14 protein-coding genes are annotated in these 17,663 nt (G+C 67.6%); 8 read left to right on the top strand and 6 right to left on the bottom strand.

Annotation, left to right across the window (positions count from 1 at the left end):
- Positions 1-141: 141 nt before the first annotated feature.
- The gene (locus E3Z34_RS01455) at positions 142-1,068 is read left to right on the top strand and encodes a hypothetical protein (RefSeq protein ID WP_134772185.1); all 927 of its coding nucleotides are present in this window, start codon (positions 142-144) and stop codon (positions 1,066-1,068) included.
- Between the two features lie 462 nt (positions 1,069-1,530).
- Here the strand turns inward: E3Z34_RS01455 and E3Z34_RS01450 are convergent, their stop codons facing one another.
- Complete coding sequence (locus E3Z34_RS01450; RefSeq protein WP_134772184.1) at positions 1,531-2,838, bottom strand: ISL3 family transposase; 1,308 nt, start codon at positions 2,836-2,838, stop codon at positions 1,531-1,533.
- 119 nt (positions 2,839-2,957) lie between these two features.
- On the opposite strand from E3Z34_RS01450, the gene E3Z34_RS01445 reads away from it, so the two are divergent.
- Complete coding sequence (locus E3Z34_RS01445; RefSeq protein WP_134772180.1) at positions 2,958-4,196, top strand: IS110 family RNA-guided transposase; 1,239 nt, start codon at positions 2,958-2,960, stop codon at positions 4,194-4,196.
- 206 nt (positions 4,197-4,402) lie between these two features.
- On the opposite strand, the gene E3Z34_RS01440 is transcribed toward E3Z34_RS01445, so the two are convergent.
- Positions 4,403-4,966 (bottom strand): hypothetical protein, encoded by a 564-nt coding sequence (locus E3Z34_RS01440; protein WP_114929746.1) that lies wholly within the window; start codon positions 4,964-4,966, stop codon positions 4,403-4,405.
- Positions 4,967-5,137: 171 nt separating this feature from the next.
- Between E3Z34_RS01440 and E3Z34_RS01435 the strand changes: the two genes are divergently transcribed.
- Entirely contained in the window at positions 5,138-6,445 is a 1,308-nt protein-coding gene (locus E3Z34_RS01435; RefSeq protein ID WP_134772183.1) for an ISL3 family transposase, read from the top strand.
- A 144-nt stretch (positions 6,446-6,589) separates the two neighbouring features.
- Here the strand turns inward: E3Z34_RS01435 and E3Z34_RS01430 are convergent, their stop codons facing one another.
- Positions 6,590-7,108 (bottom strand): GNAT family N-acetyltransferase, encoded by a 519-nt coding sequence (locus E3Z34_RS01430; RefSeq protein ID WP_134772182.1) that lies wholly within the window; start codon positions 7,106-7,108, stop codon positions 6,590-6,592.
- 1,199 nt (positions 7,109-8,307) lie between these two features.
- Between E3Z34_RS01430 and E3Z34_RS01425 the strand changes: the two genes are divergently transcribed.
- Together E3Z34_RS01425 and E3Z34_RS01420 are read left to right on the top strand one after the other, a co-directional pair.
- Positions 8,308-9,708, top strand: coding sequence for an IS1380 family transposase (locus E3Z34_RS01425; RefSeq protein ID WP_134772181.1), 1,401 nt, complete (start codon positions 8,308-8,310; stop codon positions 9,706-9,708).
- Between the two features lie 499 nt (positions 9,709-10,207).
- Complete coding sequence (locus tag E3Z34_RS01420) at positions 10,208-11,446, top strand: IS110 family RNA-guided transposase (protein WP_134772180.1); 1,239 nt, start codon at positions 10,208-10,210, stop codon at positions 11,444-11,446.
- Between the two features lie 166 nt (positions 11,447-11,612).
- Here E3Z34_RS01420 and E3Z34_RS01415 read toward each other — a convergent pair whose 3' ends face one another.
- Together E3Z34_RS01415 and E3Z34_RS01410 are read right to left on the bottom strand one after the other, a co-directional pair.
- The gene (locus E3Z34_RS01415; protein ID WP_134772179.1) at positions 11,613-11,987 is read right to left on the bottom strand and encodes a hypothetical protein; all 375 of its coding nucleotides are present in this window, start codon (positions 11,985-11,987) and stop codon (positions 11,613-11,615) included.
- 310 nt (positions 11,988-12,297) lie between these two features.
- Complete coding sequence (locus E3Z34_RS01410; RefSeq protein ID WP_134772178.1) at positions 12,298-12,759, bottom strand: P-loop nucleotide/nucleoside kinase family protein; 462 nt, start codon at positions 12,757-12,759, stop codon at positions 12,298-12,300.
- 85 nt (positions 12,760-12,844) lie between these two features.
- On the opposite strand from E3Z34_RS01410, the gene E3Z34_RS01405 reads away from it, so the two are divergent.
- The gene (locus tag E3Z34_RS01405; protein ID WP_202976997.1) at positions 12,845-13,456 is read left to right on the top strand and encodes a nucleotidyltransferase domain-containing protein; all 612 of its coding nucleotides are present in this window, start codon (positions 12,845-12,847) and stop codon (positions 13,454-13,456) included.
- A gap of 17 nt (positions 13,457-13,473) precedes the next feature.
- On the opposite strand, the gene E3Z34_RS01400 is transcribed toward E3Z34_RS01405, so the two are convergent.
- Positions 13,474-14,652: an IS110 family RNA-guided transposase gene (locus tag E3Z34_RS01400; RefSeq protein WP_134772177.1), complete on the bottom strand. Its 1,179-nt coding sequence runs from the start codon at positions 14,650-14,652 to the stop codon at positions 13,474-13,476.
- Positions 14,653-14,934: 282 nt separating this feature from the next.
- Here E3Z34_RS01400 and E3Z34_RS01395 point away from each other — a divergent pair, with 282 nt between their 5' ends.
- Both E3Z34_RS01395 and E3Z34_RS01390 read left to right on the top strand, forming a co-directional pair.
- Complete coding sequence (locus tag E3Z34_RS01395; RefSeq protein ID WP_134772176.1) at positions 14,935-16,302, top strand: IS1380 family transposase; 1,368 nt, start codon at positions 14,935-14,937, stop codon at positions 16,300-16,302.
- A gap of 538 nt (positions 16,303-16,840) precedes the next feature.
- Positions 16,841-17,608 (top strand): hypothetical protein, encoded by a 768-nt coding sequence (locus E3Z34_RS01390; RefSeq protein WP_134772175.1) that lies wholly within the window; start codon positions 16,841-16,843, stop codon positions 17,606-17,608.
- The last annotated feature ends 55 nt before the right edge of the window (positions 17,609-17,663 follow it).

Below are 17,663 nucleotides of genomic sequence, written 5' to 3'. Positions count from 1 at the left end.
CCAGACTAGGTTGTCAGTCAGTGTCACCTATCGGTGCAGCAGTCCCATGTCTTGTCCGTTCCGGCCAGACGGGGCGTACCCATCGGAATCGCGGGTGATAGAAGGTGTCCTATGGAAATCAGTTGGGACGCGCTAGCTGCCGTGCTCACCGGGGTGGCCACGCTCGCGACCGTGGCTGCAGCTGGGCCAGCTGCCAGTCGCGGTGCCCGGCTTCGGCGCGACGAGGCCCTATGGCGGCAGATCCTGGAGGTCGAGGATGACACGCTGCCGCCAGGGCGCCACCGGATCGTGCAGGACCTGCACCGGCACGCCGTGGCCCAGCTTGTTGGACGCCGCCTCGCACCCACCGAGAGCACTGTGGGAATCGTGCTGGCCTTGGGGCTCTCGACCATCTTTCCGATGGCGCTGGGAGTACTGGTGGGCTATGTCGGCGTTCGTCTCGAGGACATGACCCCGAGCGACTGGACCCTTCTCGGACCGCTCGGAGGGCTGCTCCTCCTGATCAGCGCTGTTCTGACCACCGGGACGGCTATGCAGCTCGCCTTCGACATTTCCGCCCGCAACGCCCTCGCGGCGAAGGTTTTTAAGGGCGAGTTTCCAATCGTTGTTCCCACAGGCGGCAGCTCAACCGACAGGCTCGCCAAGTATCACCACAGACACCAACCGTTCCTCCGCCTAAGACTCCTCCTTCTGGGGCTCGCCGCCTCCGTTGCACTTGCAGGAGCAGTCGGCGCCTTCTGGGCGAACTTCAGTGGTGGAGGGCCGCATTACGAGGTCGTCGCGGTATGCCTGGCAGCGTATACCGCCGGGCTCTTCTTCATAGTGCCACTCTGGGTAAGTGTCGTCGTGAAGAGCACGGACTTTGAGTCCACGACCTACGAGGAGCGTGTGGTGAGCGTTGACCGAGCCCTAACACGTAGGTGGCTGCGGTTTGTAGGGCTGATCCTGGGTGCTGCAGCCGGCGTCCTGATCGGCGGCATACTCGGTGCTCCGATCGGTGGAGTCCTGGGCGCGGGCATGGGATACGGGTTTGGGGCCGCAGCGTATGATTCACGACGCCCCGTCTGAAGCTTCGCAGCTCTGCGGCCGCAGACCCCCTTTCCGTCCAGCAGAAAGGAACGGCTGTGTGAGTATGGGAGCGGGTATGTCACGGCCACGTATATACTTTGTTGAGCGCATAGCGGTTAAGCTGTCGCGGTCGAACTGCTGGGCACACGCGCCACAAGGAACGAGCCCTATCGCGTGATGGCGCCGCTCCCCCCGGACTGATCGTCCGCATCTAATGGGTTGTACCGATCCTCTGGCAGGCTCGGTTCCGGTAGCGGCCGGCGGGTCAGCACTCTCCGAATCTGATCGTTGAGGTCTTGCGGCAGACCGTGCGCCCGCCGGTCGTGAGGAGGCGTGACCGCTGCTGGGATGACGTGCCCCCAGATCATTCGGGTGAGCACTTGACCATTAGATCGCCGGGAGTCCTCCTCCACGCTGCTGAGCAAGGATCGCAACGAGGCGAAGGAGGGCATTAGCGGCTCTTCACAATCCAGGGTGTAGTTGGGGTCTGAAGCCGCCGGCTTCCAGGAGAGCTCTGGCGATGTAGTGGGTGATGTTGCGGAACCCGAGGGCCAGTCCGCGCAGGTGCTCGAGCCGTCCATTTACGGCTTCGGTAGGGCCGTTGCTGGTGCGGGGCCGGTCGAAGTAGGCCAGAACGTCGCTGGCTCGTCGGGCCAGGGTGCGGCCGAGCTTGCGCAGCTCGACCAGCGGCCCCGGGACGCCCTCGGTCAGGGCGTCGATCACGGACCTCATCTCGGTCCGGCCGCCGGCGCGGTCGGGGTCGCGGTAGGCGTGGATCATCCGCTGGTAGATGCCCCAGGTCACCTCGACCTGCACGTGCTCATCGCCGGCGAAGAGCCTGTCGAGACGCTCGTGCTGACGGTCGGTGAGCAGGTCGGCGCCGGTGTGCAGAGTCCGACGGGCGGAGTAGAGGGGGTCGCCCTTGCGGCCGCGGTGCCCGTGCAGCTCCTGCTGCACGCGACGGCGGCACTCATCGAGGGCGTCACCGGCCAACCGGATGACGTGAAATGGATCCATGACCGTCACAGCCTCGGGCAGCTCCTCGGTGGTGGCGGTTTTGAAGCCGGCGAACCCATCCATGGCCACGGCCTCGATCCCGTCGCGCCAGGCCTGGTCCCGCTGCGCGAGCCAGTCCTTGAACGCTGCCTTGGACCTCCCCTCGACGACGTCCAGCAGGCGGGAGGGGCCGGTGCCGTCGCGGACCGGGGTGAGGTCGATGATCACGGTGACGTACTTGTCACCACGCCGAGTGTGCCGCCAGACGTGCTCATCCACGCCTAAGACACGGACGCCATCCAGCCGGGTCGGGTCGGCGATGAGCAGCCGCTGTCCTTCGGCCAGGACCGCGTCGTTGGCGGTGTTCCACGACACCGCCAGGCCCTCGGCGACCCGGGACATCGACAGGTGGCCGACCACGATCGCGACCAGGCCCCACCGCAGCCCGGCGCGGGAGATCTTCGCCCGTGGCTCGGCCGCGGCCGTGGTGTCCTGACGCCACACGTGGCTGCACTCGGTGCACCGGTAGCGTCGGATGGTGAGCAACAGTGTGGTGGGACGCCACCCGAACGGCTCGTGCGCCAGCTGTCGGGTCACGGTGTCCCGCGGAACGCCATGGCAGCCGCACCGCTTGCACCAGTCGTCCGGCTCGAGGACCCGGCAGGCCAGCACCGCACGGTCAGGCTTGAGCAGCTGGCCGGTGACCACCAGACCCAGGTCGTCCAGGCCGGCGAAGGTAGTCAGGTCGGGGCGCGTGAAGGTAGCGTCGGACATGTCGAGGTCTTTCGGATGGGCGGCGTAGGAACCTCCATCATCGGAAGACCTCGACGTCTACCCCGTGACCGACGCGCCAGCGCCCTCTACACCCTCAACTGTGAAGAGCCGCATTAGCGATGTTGTTCATAGGTGATGACTGGGCCGAGGACCACCACGACGTCGAGCTCGTCGACGGCCAGGGTCGGATCCTCGCGCGAAGACGCCTGCCCGAGGGGCTGGGCGGAATCACCCGGCTGCATGCCTTGGTCGCCGAGCATGCCCCCGAGGAGTGGGCGGACCTAGACCCGGCCGAGGCGGCCGCGCAGGTGCTGGTCGGCATCGAGACGGACCGGGGCCCCTGGGTCGGTGCCCTGGTCGCGGCGGGATACACCGTGTACGGGCTGAACCCCAAGTCGGTCGCCCGGTACCGGGAGCGGCACTCCACCTCCGGGGCGAAGTCGGACACCGCGGATGCCCACCTGCTGGCCGAGATCGTCCGCCTGGACCGGGCCCACCACCGCCCGGTCGCCGGCGACAGCGCCACCGGAGAGGCGGTCAAGGTCACCGCCCGAGCGCACCAGTCGATGATCTGGGACCGGACCCGCCACGTGCTGCGCCTTCGCGCCGCACTGCGGGACTTCTTCCCCGCGGCTCTGTCCGCGTTCGAGGACCTGGACGAGCCGGACACACTCGTCTTGTTGGCCCAGGCACCCGACCCGGACAGCGCCTCGAGGCTGTCTAGGGCCAAGATCGTGCGTGCGCTGACCGCGGCGAACCGGCGCGACGTCACCGCTCGCTCGGAGAAGATCCGGCAGATCCTGACTACCCCGGAGCTGCGGCAGCCGGACCCCATACAGGACGCCTACGCGGCGATCGTGACCTCAGAGGTCGCGCTCATCACCGTGCTGAACGCCCAGGTCGAGGCCCTCGGGCAGGTGGTGGCCGAGCATTTTGGCCGGCACCGGGACGCTGACATCTACACCAGCCTGCCCGGCCTGGGTGTGATCCTCGGTGCCCGGATCCTCGGCGAGTTCGGCGACGACCCCCACCGCTACGCCGACGCCAAAGGCCGCAAGGCCTACGCCGGCACCGCCCCGATCACGAGAGCGTCAGGGACCAGACGCGTGGTCCTGGCCCGGTACGCCCGCAACCGGCGCCTCGGCGATGCCCTGCAGCAGTGGGCCTTTTGCTCCATGCGCGGCTCCGCCGGTGCCCGCGCCTACTATCAGGCCCTCCGCAGACGAGGCGTCGGGCACCAAGCCGCTCTACGCCAGCTGGCCAACCGCTGGGTCGGCATCCTCCACGGCTGCCTGCGCTACCGGACCTTCTACGACGAGAACACTGCCTGGCAGCAGCACCTCAACAAGGCCGCTTGACAGAACCAGAACCTGGGATGTCTGCCGCTGTGAACGCGTAGCGTCCGACCATGCCGCTGTGAACGCGTAGCGTCCGACCATGCCGCGAGGCGCACCAAGTTGACGAACTTCGGTTCCTGCAGAAGAACTTTGATGGTGCACGGTTTGCCTGGACGGCGCCGTGCCGTCTCCTCTGCATCTCGTCACCAGGCGGGCCGCCAGCACCGTCAGGAAATGTAGACCGGCTTGTCAGACACGGATACGGTGAACGAGGGGCCAGGTTCTTGCTCCCCTCCCCAGGACTCTCCCTCAGTGTCAGGGTCGAAGTACCAGTAGTCGACCACGAGCCATCGCTGCTCGCCTGCCGGCAGGTCGAAGGCCTGCTCGACTACAGTTCCGCTGTCGGAGACCACGGTAAGCGTGTGCGACCCCGGTTCCACGTCGACGCCGAACAAGGTGACCGCGTGCTGACCCTCGACCGCGAATACCTCATCGAACAGGGCCACACCGTCAAGAGTCGCGCTCAGATTCACGTCCGGGTCGTCGAAAGACTGATTGCTGACCCTCACGATCAGCGGTTGCACTGCCTTGTCCCAGGACTCGCCAGGAGAGACTTTCTGGACTGTGAAGTCACCCGCAGGGCTACCGGTGGCCGTCGGGACGTTCTCGTCCGCGACGGTCTGCACTACCGGGTCGGAGATGTTCGCGGACTGCGGGGCGTCGCACCCGACCACGAAGATGAGGATGCCAGCAACACCCAGGACGCAAGGAACGCGCACGTTCGTCGTCACGCAGCTCCCCTCCTATCGCTGTGGGGGTTCGCGAACTCAGACGCCCATCCGGCTGCAATGGGGCTCTTCACAGTTGAGGGTGTAGAGGGCGCTGGCGCGTCGGTCACGGGGTAGACGTCGAGGTCTTCCGATGATGGAGGTTCCTACGCCGCCCATCCGAAAGACCTCGACATGTCCGACGCTACCTTCACGCGCCCCGACCTGACTACCTTCGCCGGCCTGGACGACCTGGGTCTGGTGGTCACCGGCCAGCTGCTCAAGCCTGACCGTGCGGTGCTGGCCTGCCGGGTCCTCGAGCCGGACGACTGGTGCAAGCGGTGCGGCTGCCATGGCGTTCCGCGGGACACCGTGACCCGACAGCTGGCGCACGAGCCGTTCGGGTGGCGTCCCACCACACTGTTGCTCACCATCCGACGCTACCGGTGCACCGAGTGCAGCCACGTGTGGCGTCAGGACACCACGGCCGCGGCCGAGCCACGGGCGAAGATCTCCCGCGCCGGGCTGCGGTGGGGCCTGGTCGCGATCGTGGTCGGCCACCTGTCGATGTCCCGGGTCGCCGAGGGCCTGGCGGTGTCGTGGAACACCGCCAACGACGCGGTCCTGGCCGAAGGACAGCGGCTGCTCATCGCCGACCCGACCCGGCTGGATGGCGTCCGTGTCTTAGGCGTGGATGAGCACGTCTGGCGGCACACTCGGCGTGGTGACAAGTACGTCACCGTGATCATCGACCTCACCCCGGTCCGCGACGGCACCGGCCCCTCCCGCCTGCTGGACGTCGTCGAGGGGAGGTCCAAGGCAGCGTTCAAGGACTGGCTCGAGCAGCGGGACCAGGCCTGGCGCGACGGGATCGAGGCCGTGGCCATGGATGGGTTCGCCGGCTTCAAAACCGCCACCACCGAGGAGCTGCCCGAGGCTGTGACGGTCATGGATCCATTTCACGTCATCCGGTTGGCCGGTGACGCCCTCGATGAGTGCCGCCGTCGCGTGCAGCAGGAGCTGCACGGGCACCGCGGCCGCAAGGGCGACCCCCTCTACTCCGCCCGTCGGACTCTGCACACCGGCGCCGACCTGCTCACCGACCGTCAGCACGAGCGTCTCGACAGGCTCTTCGCCGGCGATGAGCACGTGCAGGTCGAGGTGACCTGGGGCATCTACCAGCGGATGATCCACGCCTACCGCGACCCCGACCGCGCCGGCGGCCGGACCGAGATGAGGTCCGTGATCGACGCCCTGACCGAGGGCGTCCCGGGGCCGCTGGTCGAGCTGCGCAAGCTCGGCCGCACCCTGGCCCGACGAGCCAGCGACGTTCTGGCCTACTTCGACCGGCCCCGCACCAGCAACGGCCCTACCGAAGCCGTAAATGGACGGCTCGAGCACCTGCGCGGACTGGCCCTCGGGTTCCGCAACATCACCCACTACATCGCCAGAGCTCTCCTGGAAGCCGGCGGCTTCAGACCCCAACTACACCCTGGATTGTGAAGAGCCTGCAATGGTTCCCCAGGAAGCTGAAGGACGCACGTAGCCTGCGCCACGATCAAGAGAACGCCCGCGGGCGACGTGCGCATCAGTTGTGCGCGCTCATGCCGCGATCCGCACGACGTACGGTCAGAGAATTGGACCGCTCTACTTCGAGGCGTTCTGCGCAATCTTGTGCCAGCAGGTTTCCTCGTCGTTGGACCAGAGAACCCTGAAGCCCGCCTTGGCGGCAACCGCCTCCGAGGCGCGATTACCCTGCTCGATCCGCGCAAAGACCTGCAGGAAGCCGGCTGCCAGAGCAGCCTCAGTGAGCCCGACCAGCGCGGCGGTTGCCAATCCTCGTCCCCGACGATCAGGGCGGATCAAGTACGACACGTGGGTCGCGACCTCGCTTGAGGCGAGGTCGTGCAGGTATGCAGACCCCACAACCGTGTCGGCCCCGGGCACGGTCACCGCATAATGGAACGCGGTCCCTGCAGCGCGTGACCGAGCGGCTCGTCGCACGAACTCGGTCGCCTGCGCCGCGTCGTACGGTTGAGGGACTTCGATGAACTGGGCCGACAGCGGATCACTGTAGATCGCGGTCAACGCTTCAACATCACCCGCGCACCACGGCCGCAACACCACCGTGTCGGTGGAAATCACAGGCTCTGGCTCGATCCGCACGACTACATGCTAAGAGCTATCAACCGGCATCTCGCCTAGCGAAAGCGCTTCGAGCGCGACACACTCTTCTGCCGTCCGGGCCGACGGTCCTGAAGCTGTTGTACTGGTAAACGTAGGTTGGCCGCATGGCGTACGACGCGGTAGGCGAGAGCCGTCGACTCATCGCGTCGCGTGAGCTCACGCCGGCGACGAGATTGAGCCGGCGCCGGCGCTACGTTCCCATGGCCGTGGATGTCTCCGATGACATCGCGGTCACGATGTTTGCTCGCAGAAGTGTGGGGTGCAACGTCGAGGAGACCTACGTCCTCGCTCGGCGCGGAAGCGAGTGGACGATGCTGGGAGGTGGCGGTGGACCACTGGATGACGACGCTCTTGACGACCGACCTGCAGTGCTGCCTTCGGGGCCGAGCCCGCGCCCCGATGCCCAACCGCGGATCGTGAGGACAGAAGGCGCTGGTGGCGTCCTGGACAGCGGCGCGAGGAAGTTGTGGCCTGGCCGTGGAAGGTGGATCAATTACTGCATGGTCCGGGTCAGCGCAGAGGTCGTTCGCCTCGTTGTCGATGAGCGACACATTGCCGTTCCGTGGCACGGTCGATGTGTCGTCGGATGGGCCGGGCGAGGGCCCAAGGATGTAGCAGCCCTGGCTCATGACGGCAGACAACTGGAGCAAATCGCGTTGAGGCCGGTGCCTGAGCACCCGTCCGCTCATGCCGCATGGAGCGTGGGACGTCGCTAGGCTGCACACCCATTAGCGCCGCCGGTCGGCCCCTTTGGACTGGGTGGGCAGGCAGCCTCACGCTGCAAGCCAGTCAGCGAGTCACGCTGGAATGCGGGGTCTGCCGCCCTCGAAGGAAGACCGCGATTGCCCAGCAGAGGCCGGCGAGGATAAGGAAGCTGCCCCCAACCACGCTCTGGGGCAGCGTGATGTCCCCCAGGATGAGAGCAACACCGAAGAGCACGGCAGCCAACGCGATGAGCAGTCCCTGAATCAGATCTACGGCCCGTGGGTTCAAGGCAGACACGCAACCCCTCTAGTTGGATGAATCACAGCCGGCCGGGCCCGTCACATGCACACTAGCCCGGATCGTTCACGGGGTGGTGGTGTGATCGGCGTGTAGAAGCACCGAAGTGCTCCCTGATCAGGGAAGACTTGGACTTGTCTAAGGTCCCAGGTCGCCCAGCAGGAAGCACTCGGTAAGTGAAGCGTACGTCGTGGTCGTCGGGGTTGTCCGTCTCTGCTGATGGTGTCGGCGTGGTGGCCCACGCGGGCAGTGTGGGGCTGCGCCTGCTGGCCGAGCGCACCGGCCTGACCGGGGAGCTGTCCGCGGCGATGGCCCGCCGTTCGTTCGTGCCGGTCCACGACCGCGGCCAGGTGCTGAGCGACGTGGCGGTGATGCTCGCCGACGGCGGGGAGGCGATCGCCGACATTGACGTGCTGCGCCACCAGGGCGGCGTGCTCGGGCCGGTCGCCTCACCACCGACGGTGTGGCGTGCTCTGGACGAGGTCACACCGGCCCGGGCCAGGAAGATCGCCGCCGCGAGGGCCAGGGTCCGGCGCCGCGTTTGGTCCCTGATCCCCGGTGGGTTGCCGGCCAGCAAGGTCGCCGGGAGCGACCTGGGACAGGTCGTCGTGCTCGATGTGGATGCCACGATCGTGATCGCGCACAGCGAGAAGGAACAGGCGGCGCCGACCTTCAAGCGGACCTTCGGGTTCCACCCCCTGGGCGTGTGGTGCGACAACACGAGTGAGTTTCTGGCTGCGAAGCTGCGCACCGGTCGTGCCGGGTCGAACACGGCCGTCGATCACATCGAGGTCCTGGCTGCGGCGATCGCCCAGGTCCCCGGCACCCACCGCAAGGACCTGCTGGTCCGCTCCGACGGGGCCGGTGCCTCGCACGACCTGCTGGACTGGCTCACCGCCCAGGGCAAGGTCCGCGGCCGCCGGGTGGAGTACTCCGTCGGGTTCGCGCTCACCGAGCAGGTCCGCGGCGCGATCGTCCTGGTGCCCAAGCAGACCTGGACCCCGGCGGTGGACGCCGACGGTGGTGTGCGCGAAGGCGGGCACGTCGCCGAGCTGACCGGCCTCATCGACGCGGACCTGCTCGCGACGTGGCCCGAGGGGATGCGGGTCATCGTGCGCCGTGAGCGGCCCCACCCCGGTGCGCAGCTGTCCCTGTTCGAGGAGGCCGACGGGTGGCGTTACCAGGCGTTCGTCACCAACACTGCCGTCGGGCAGCTGGCGTTCCTGGAGGCCCGCCACCGCGCCCATGCCCGCGTGGAGGACCGCATCCGGCACGCGAAGGATTCCGGCCTGGGACGCTTTCCCTCACGAGAGTTCGGCATCAACCAGACCTGGCTGCTGCTGACCGGCATCGCCGCCGACCTCATCGCCTGGACCCGTCTGCTGGCCCTGACCGGTGAGGCCAAACCCCTGGCCGCGTGCGAGCCCAAGGCGCTGCGCTACCGGTTCCTGCACGTCCCCGCCCGGCTCACCCACGCCGCCCGTCGCCGACGGCTGCGGATCCCGAGGTCCTGGCCCTGGGCGGCAGCGATCGTCGCGGTCTTCGCGAACATCGCCGCCATCCCCCGACACCCCTGACCGCCCCGTCCGCTCACGACCAGGAACCCGGAGAACCGCAGCCCGGCAGCGCCAGCCGGCGCTACCCCACGTCCACGCGCCGAATCCGAAAGGCGATGACCATCACGCTCGCGCCGAGCCAACCAGCCCGACCTCATGAAAGACCGGGGCTAGCGCCCGGAGCGCGCCCGACAGAGCAACCCAGACTACGCGTGCCCAGACGGCCCCACCACACGATGGAGGACTTCCCAGCCAGCCGTCTCGGCGTGCGAATCTAATGGGTTGTACCGATCCTCTGGCAGGCTCGGTTCCGGTAGCGGCCGGCGGGTCAGCACTCTCCGAATCTGATCGTTGAGGTCTTGCGGCAGACCGTGCGCCCGCCGGTCGTGAGGAGGCGTGACCGCTGCTGGGATGACGTGCCCCCAGATCATTCGGGTGAGCACTTGACCATTAGATCGCCGGGAGTCCTCCTCCACGCTGCTGAGCAAGGATCGCAACGAGGCGAAGGAGGGCATTAGCGATGTTGTTCATAGGTGATGACTGGGCCGAGGACCACCACGACGTCGAGCTCGTCGACGGCCAGGGTCGGATCCTCGCGCGAAGACGCCTGCCCGAGGGGCTGGGCGGAATCACCCGGCTGCATGCCTTGGTCGCCGAGCATGCCCCCGAGGAGTGGGCGGACCTAGACCCGGCCGAGGCGGCCGCGCAGGTGCTGGTCGGCATCGAGACGGACCGGGGCCCCTGGGTCGGTGCCCTGGTCGCGGCGGGATACACCGTGTACGGGCTGAACCCCAAGTCGGTCGCCCGGTACCGGGAGCGGCACTCCACCTCCGGGGCGAAGTCGGACACCGCGGATGCCCACCTGCTGGCCGAGATCGTCCGCCTGGACCGGGCCCACCACCGCCCGGTCGCCGGCGACAGCGCCACCGGAGAGGCGGTCAAGGTCACCGCCCGAGCGCACCAGTCGATGATCTGGGACCGGACCCGCCACGTGCTGCGCCTTCGCGCCGCACTGCGGGACTTCTTCCCCGCGGCTCTGTCCGCGTTCGAGGACCTGGACGAGCCGGACACACTCGTCTTGTTGGCCCAGGCACCCGACCCGGACAGCGCCTCGAGGCTGTCTAGGGCCAAGATCGTGCGTGCGCTGACCGCGGCGAACCGGCGCGACGTCACCGCTCGCTCGGAGAAGATCCGGCAGATCCTGACTACCCCGGAGCTGCGGCAGCCGGACCCCATACAGGACGCCTACGCGGCGATCGTGACCTCAGAGGTCGCGCTCATCACCGTGCTGAACGCCCAGGTCGAGGCCCTCGGGCAGGTGGTGGCCGAGCATTTTGGCCGGCACCGGGACGCTGACATCTACACCAGCCTGCCCGGCCTGGGTGTGATCCTCGGTGCCCGGATCCTCGGCGAGTTCGGCGACGACCCCCACCGCTACGCCGACGCCAAAGGCCGCAAGGCCTACGCCGGCACCGCCCCGATCACGAGAGCGTCAGGGACCAGACGCGTGGTCCTGGCCCGGTACGCCCGCAACCGGCGCCTCGGCGATGCCCTGCAGCAGTGGGCCTTTTGCTCCATGCGCGGCTCCGCCGGTGCCCGCGCCTACTATCAGGCCCTCCGCAGACGAGGCGTCGGGCACCAAGCCGCTCTACGCCAGCTGGCCAACCGCTGGGTCGGCATCCTCCACGGCTGCCTGCGCTACCGGACCTTCTACGACGAGAACACTGCCTGGCAGCAGCACCTCAACAAGGCCGCTTGACAGAACCAGAACCTGGGATGTCTGCCGCGTGCAGCGTGGACGCACGCTCGCGCCGCAGGGTGATAGCGGGTGTGACCGGTGTGGCGGACTACCGACAGGTCGACATGCGGGGGTCGGGATACCTGCCGGGATCCTGACCTTGGGCTAGGTTGAGCTGCTCACCCAGTCAGGCCCCGTTCACTCCCTCTACTCGGGTGAAGACTTCCTCCGTGAACTCGACATGGTGCGGAAGTTCGGCGAGTTCTTCTGCGGTGATGGCCACGTTCCGGTCCCGTGCTTCACGCTCCAACATCTTCCAGTAGCCGCGGGCCATCTCCTCCTCGGTGTGGTCATCGAAGGGGGCGTCAGGCCCGACAACCGTCAGGGCGTCGGTCTCCATCTCCTCCATGCTGGTTTCGGTCCACGACGCGGTTGACCCCCATCCTCGATCGGTGAGCAGCGGAACGCGCTCACCATCATCCAACTCGATGGAGAGCAGGCACTTGGCATCCACCCGGGTCCGTCTCGGGTCCCCGACATCGACCCGCGTAACGAGTTCCATCACATCTCCTTGCTTCCCTGGCTTCAACTTTCGTCCAAACGAAGGGCGCGGCACGAAGACGCGCGCACGGACACACCGGTATACGGGGCAATCCTCCCGCACTGCCGTCCAGGGGTGGTCGCGGTGGCCAGCCGCCCCGCCGACCGAACCACCAAGGTCTCCCGATCCGGAGTTGTTGCCTCGCGCACAGCGTCATCACCCTTCCCCGTTTGCGATGCCCAGCGCCGTCTGCATCACCCCCATCGCAACTCGGCTAGACGTCCTGTCATGCCGCATCGCGCGAGGGCCGGACACCCCGCTGCGGTTGGGCTCAGCAATGAACGGTCAGCGGGCCTTCGTCGTCCGTGGGCGGCTGGAAGTGGACGAAATAGTGGGCCGCGATGTCAGGGTCCAGGATGAAGTCGTCCCCGTGGTCTTGTGCTCTCGTTCGTAGGCGCTCCAGACAGGTCTCCCTGTCGGTCGTCATGTAGATGGTCTCCGCAGTGATGCCGTACTCAGCCACAAGGCGACGCCAGTCGTCGCGCATAGCGCGCGACCAAACTGAAAAGTCCAGAACGACGTCGCGGCCATGCTCGAGGAGCTGGATCAGACGTCGGCGAAGGTGCCTCTCGATCTCCTCGTGCGTGGCCTGCGGCAACGGCATCACCAGTAGTCCTCGATTCCAAGCTTCCTGGTCGTATGAGAGCCGGACCATGCCGCCAGCCTCAAGCCGGCGGGCAACGGTCGACTTTCCGGACCCGGCGGGGCCACACATGAAGACGACGCGAGGCATGACCGCAACCCTAGGACGACCAGCATCTCGAACGTACAGTCTTGCTGCATTCCTGACGATGAGGGCGCCGTGCCAGGCTGTCTTCATGGGAGTCGAACCAGTGGTGACTGGACCCTGGTCGCCCCTGTCCCCGGCAGGTGTCAAAGTATTGCTGGGAGGAGCGGATCGCCCCTGGCTGGTGGCGGGCGGTTGGGCCATCGACCTGTTCGTGGGTCGACAGACCCGCAGACACGCCGACATCGACGTTCTCGTCCTGCGTGCAGACCAGCAGCTGATCCAGGAACGCCTGCACGACTGGCAGATCTTCGCAGCCGACCCACCTGGAACGCTGCGCCGCTGGCGACCCGGCGAGACTTTGCCGACCAGCGTGCACGACATCTGGTGCCGTGAAAACGCCGAAGGCCCGTGGCGGGTGCAGTTCATGATCGACGATTCCGACGGCAGCCACTGGGTGTCTCGCCGAGACCCGCGGATTCGCATGAGCCTTGCGGACACGCGTCGGGTGTCGCCCTCGGGCATCCCCTACCTCGCGCCCGAGGTGCAACTCCTCTACAAGTCCCGATCACCTCGCCCCAAGGACGAGCACGACCTCCACGCCACCATCGCGCACCTGGGGCCCGCCCAGCGCACGTGGCTCCACGACGCCATCGCACTAACCTCTCCGACACACCCCTGGCTGGAACGGCTGACGTCCTGATCTGGCACCCCTCTGTGTCAAGACGCTGCTGGGAGGGTGGTTCTAGGCTTGGTGGTGGCGGGTCCGGGAAGTGGCTTGTCCGAAGAGCCGGCAGCGGGTTGTGAGCCGGTCGCGCTGGAGTCAGAGTCGTCACCCGAGTGCCCTCCCGGGCCCGTCGTCGCGTGCTCGGCGAGGTCGTCGAGCAGCGCCTTGTAGACCAGGTCGGACAGGCGGCGTTTGAGGCAGCGCATCGCTTCCATGGAGGTCTTCCCGGCGGCTTTCTTGAGGTCGTAGTAGACCCGGCCCTCGGTGGCGTTGCGCAGCTGGACGACGGCCATGATGTGCAGCACCCGGTTGATCGCTCGGTTGCCCTTGCGGGAGAGCCGGTGGCGGGTGTGGTCCCCGGAGGAGGCGTCGATCGGGGCGGTGCCGTTCCAGGAGGCGAAGTGGTTGCGGTCGGGGAAGCGGGTGACGTCACCGACCTCGGCGAGCAGCCTGGCGGCGCCGGAGGGACCGATGCCGTGCAGGTCGAGCAAGGTGGTGCCGGTCGTCTTCACCAGCGCCTTCAGTTCCTTGTCCGCGGCCTTGCTGCGCGCGTAGATCGTGGCCAGGTCGGCCACGAGTTCGGCGGCGTGAGCTTTGCGGACCTTGCCCACCGTCGTGGTCGGGCGGACCGTCTTCAGCAGTTCCTTGGCCTGCGCCGCCGACAGCGACCGCTTGGCCCCGCCAGGGATGAGCTCGAGCAGGAGTCTGTGCAGCTGGCAGACCTTGCGGGTGTGCTCGCGGCCCAGCGAGGCGCGCCGGTCCACGCACATCCGCAGCAGCTCGGCCTGCTCGTCGGCGAGGACCGGGCGCAGCCCGGCCATCCGCACCCCGACCAGGGCGATGGAATGGGCGTCGGTGGCGTCGGTCTTGCGACCCTGCCCGGTGGCGAAGACCCGCACCCGTGCCGACATCTTCGCCGGCACGTCGACCACCATCTCACCGTCGGCGACGAGGCGGTCGGCGACGTGCTTGCCGATCCCGGCGCAGCCCTCGACCGCCCACACCCGCTGCGGCCAGGACCGGGCGTAGTCCAGCAGGCGGGCGTACCCCTCTGCGTCGGTGGCGAACCGCCCGCCGCCGACGATGCTCTCATCAGCGGTCATCACCTCGATCGTGACGCTGCGCTTGTGCGGGTCCACCCCGATCACGACCTGGCCGATCTGCTCATCCATGCCCTTGCTCCCTTGCTCGTGCCAACAGGTGGTGTCGAGCTGGGAGGGCACCGCTACGTTCGGCTGGGCATACCCCTCTTGAGCCTCTCCCGGCCCTGGCGGTGACCGGGGCAGCGCAGGCCAAATGTGAGCCTCACACCAACGGCGTGGGCAGCCGCACTGAGCCTCGATCCGCCGATGTATTGGGTGACCAAGCCGGGTCGTAACACACGAATGCCCCTGTGACCTGGGACGATTGGACTTGCGACAGTTCGATCGACCAGAAAACAGGAGCACCCGATAATGCGAGTCTGCCACAACATCTCCGCCGTGTTCGATGACCCGAACCTGATCGGCACGGCCGGCCTGGTCCCGGTGATGGGCTTGGCCGAGGAGGCCGGGCTGGAGGATCTGGTGGCCGGGCACGTCAGCGTGCCCGGCTCGGCCGGCGCCAACGCCGACCTCAAGGTCAGTTCGCTGGTCGCGGGCATGGTCGCCGGCGCGGACAGCATCGAGGACATGGACGTGGTGCGCCACGGTGGGATGGACCGGGTCTTCACCGGACTCCGGGCGCCGACCACGCTGGGCACCCACCTGCGCGGCTACACCTTCGGCCACGTCCGCCAGCTGGACGCCGTCGGCTCCCGTGTCCTGGCCAACCTGGCCGGTATCGTCCCGGGCCTGCTGGCCGGCGCCGATCAGGTCGCCTACCTGGATGTCGACGACACGATCCGCGCGACCCACGGGTACGCCAAGGAAGGGGTCGGGTACGGCTACACCGGTGTCAAGGGCCTGAACGTGCAGGTCGCGACCCTGTCCACCCCGACCGCGGCACCGGTGCTCGCAGCCACGAGGCTGCGCAAGGGCAACGCCGCCTCGGCGCACGGCGCGGCCCGGCTGATCGCCGACGCGCTGGCCACCGCCCGCCGGGCCGGTGCCACCGGCACTCTGACCGTCCGCGCGGACTCGGCCTACTACAACCACGACGTCGTCGCCGCGACCCGCCGGGCCGGGGCCCGGTTCTCCCTGACCGCCCGGATGGACCCGGCCGTGACCGCCGCGATCTCCCGGATCCCCGAGGACGACTGGGTGTCCATCAAGTACCCGAACGCGATCTGGGACCAGGCCGAGGACCGGTGGGTCTCCGACGCCCAGGTCACCGAGGTCGAGTACACAGCGTTCACGTCCCGGAAGAAGGCCGAGCACGTCACCGCCCGGCTCATCGTGCGCCGCGTCAGACGCCTGAACCCCAAGGCGACCAAGGCCGGGCAGGACGAGCTGTTCGCGACCTACCGCCACCACGCCGTGTTCACCGACTCACCCCTGTCCATGCTGGCCGCGGAGGCCTCGCACCGTGACCACGCGATCGTCGAGCAGGTCATCGCCGACCTGAAATCAGGGCCGCTGGCTCACGTCCCTTCCGGATCGTTCTCGGCCAACGGTGCGTGGACGGTGCTGGCCGCGATCGCCTACAACCTGACCCGCGCCGCCGGCGTCCTGGCCTCGACCCGGCACGCCTGGGCCCGACCCGCCACGATCCGCGACGAGCTGATCAAGATCCCCGCCCGGATCGCCAACCGGGCCCGACGACTCCACCTGCACCTGCCCACGAACTGGCCCTGGCAGCACCCCTGGCTTGGCCTCCACGACGCCGCCTACGCCCCCTCCTGACCCAGCCCCCTGACCCTTCGAGGAACGACCACAAGTGGAAAAGCCGGGCAGACCGGCGGACCTCCCACGCCCAGAACCCCGACCCGCTCCAAAAATCGTCTTCAGCGACGCGCGACCTCCTCACGAAACCCGCTCGGCGGATCCAGGCTGAGAGCGGCAACCCCGGTCACCTAGGACCGAGCCTGGCCGGGCCTGATCCTGACGTCAATGAAACACGTAGCCGCGCTGAGGACGGCTACGCTCGTCCGATCATGCCGGGCTGAGGACGGCTACGCTCGTCCGATCATGCCGGGCTGAGGACGGCTACGCTCGTCCGATCATGCCGGGCTGAGGACGGCTACGCTCGTCCGATCATGCCGGGCTGAGGACGGCTACGCTCGTCCGATCATGCCGCATTTGGCATAGGGAACCATCGGGCTGCCTTCGTCGTCGGAGGCTCACTCGACCAGTGGAGGAAACTGTGAGCCGTAGCAGCGTGGCTGGGCGAAGCGGACTCCGGTGGCCTGTCCTAGGGACGGTCGTCGCCGCCGTCATCGGTTTGGGTCTGACGAGCTGTGGCAATCTCGAAAGCACGGTGGGCAGCCCTACAACCAAGACCGAGATCCCCCAAGACGCCGCGACCTGGCAGGTGATGGCGGCACCTGAACCGACCCCTAGGGGTGCGACCGTTCACCTGGGCGTCACCCGGCTTGGCTGCGCCAACGGCGTGACGGGGGAGGTACTGGAACCGACGGTCCTGGTGGAAGAGGAGCGGGTCGTCATCAGCACCCCGGTCGATCACTTTCCGGGTGGCGCGGACTGCCCGGCAAACGACGTGGAGTACCTCGATGTGGAGCTCCCGGCGGACGCTCTCGGCAAGGACCTGGTCGACGCGGCCTGCCTGAATGGCGGCGAGGCCTCCAGTACGGCTGCATGCTCGCTTGGGCCCGCCCGCTGGCACCTGCCAACGCTCGCTGGTGTCAACGAGGTGGTCGATTGGACAGCGCCAGCCGACTACAACTTCCAGGTCACCAGCCTGTGCGGTGAACGCGCCTTCCTGGGTACGTTCGATATCACGGTCTCAGCCGACACGGTCGCCAGCGTCGAGTCCCTGGACGGGCGGTCGCCCGACCTGACAGAGGACGACGCGATGACCGTCCAAGACATGCTGCAGGAGGCGAACGCGCGGCTCAGGGGTGGGGGAACAGTCAGGCTGTCGCTCGACGAAGAAGGAAATCCCCGATATATCTCCACTGGCGACAACCTCGCCCAATCAGATGGGGCCTCGTGCTACTTCATCCACAAACTGTCCGCTCCATCCTCCTGACCTGAGAGCCCAGTCCAAAACACCCTGTACTGCCGCGTGCCGTTTCGTAGGCCGG

The sequence above is a fragment of the Ornithinimicrobium flavum genome (assembly GCF_004526345.1).
Taxonomy (GTDB): Bacteria; Actinomycetota; Actinomycetes; order Actinomycetales; family Dermatophilaceae; genus Ornithinicoccus; species Ornithinicoccus flavus.
Note: the sequence above shows the minus strand (reverse complement) of the source record. Positions and strands in the feature narration are given on the sequence as shown.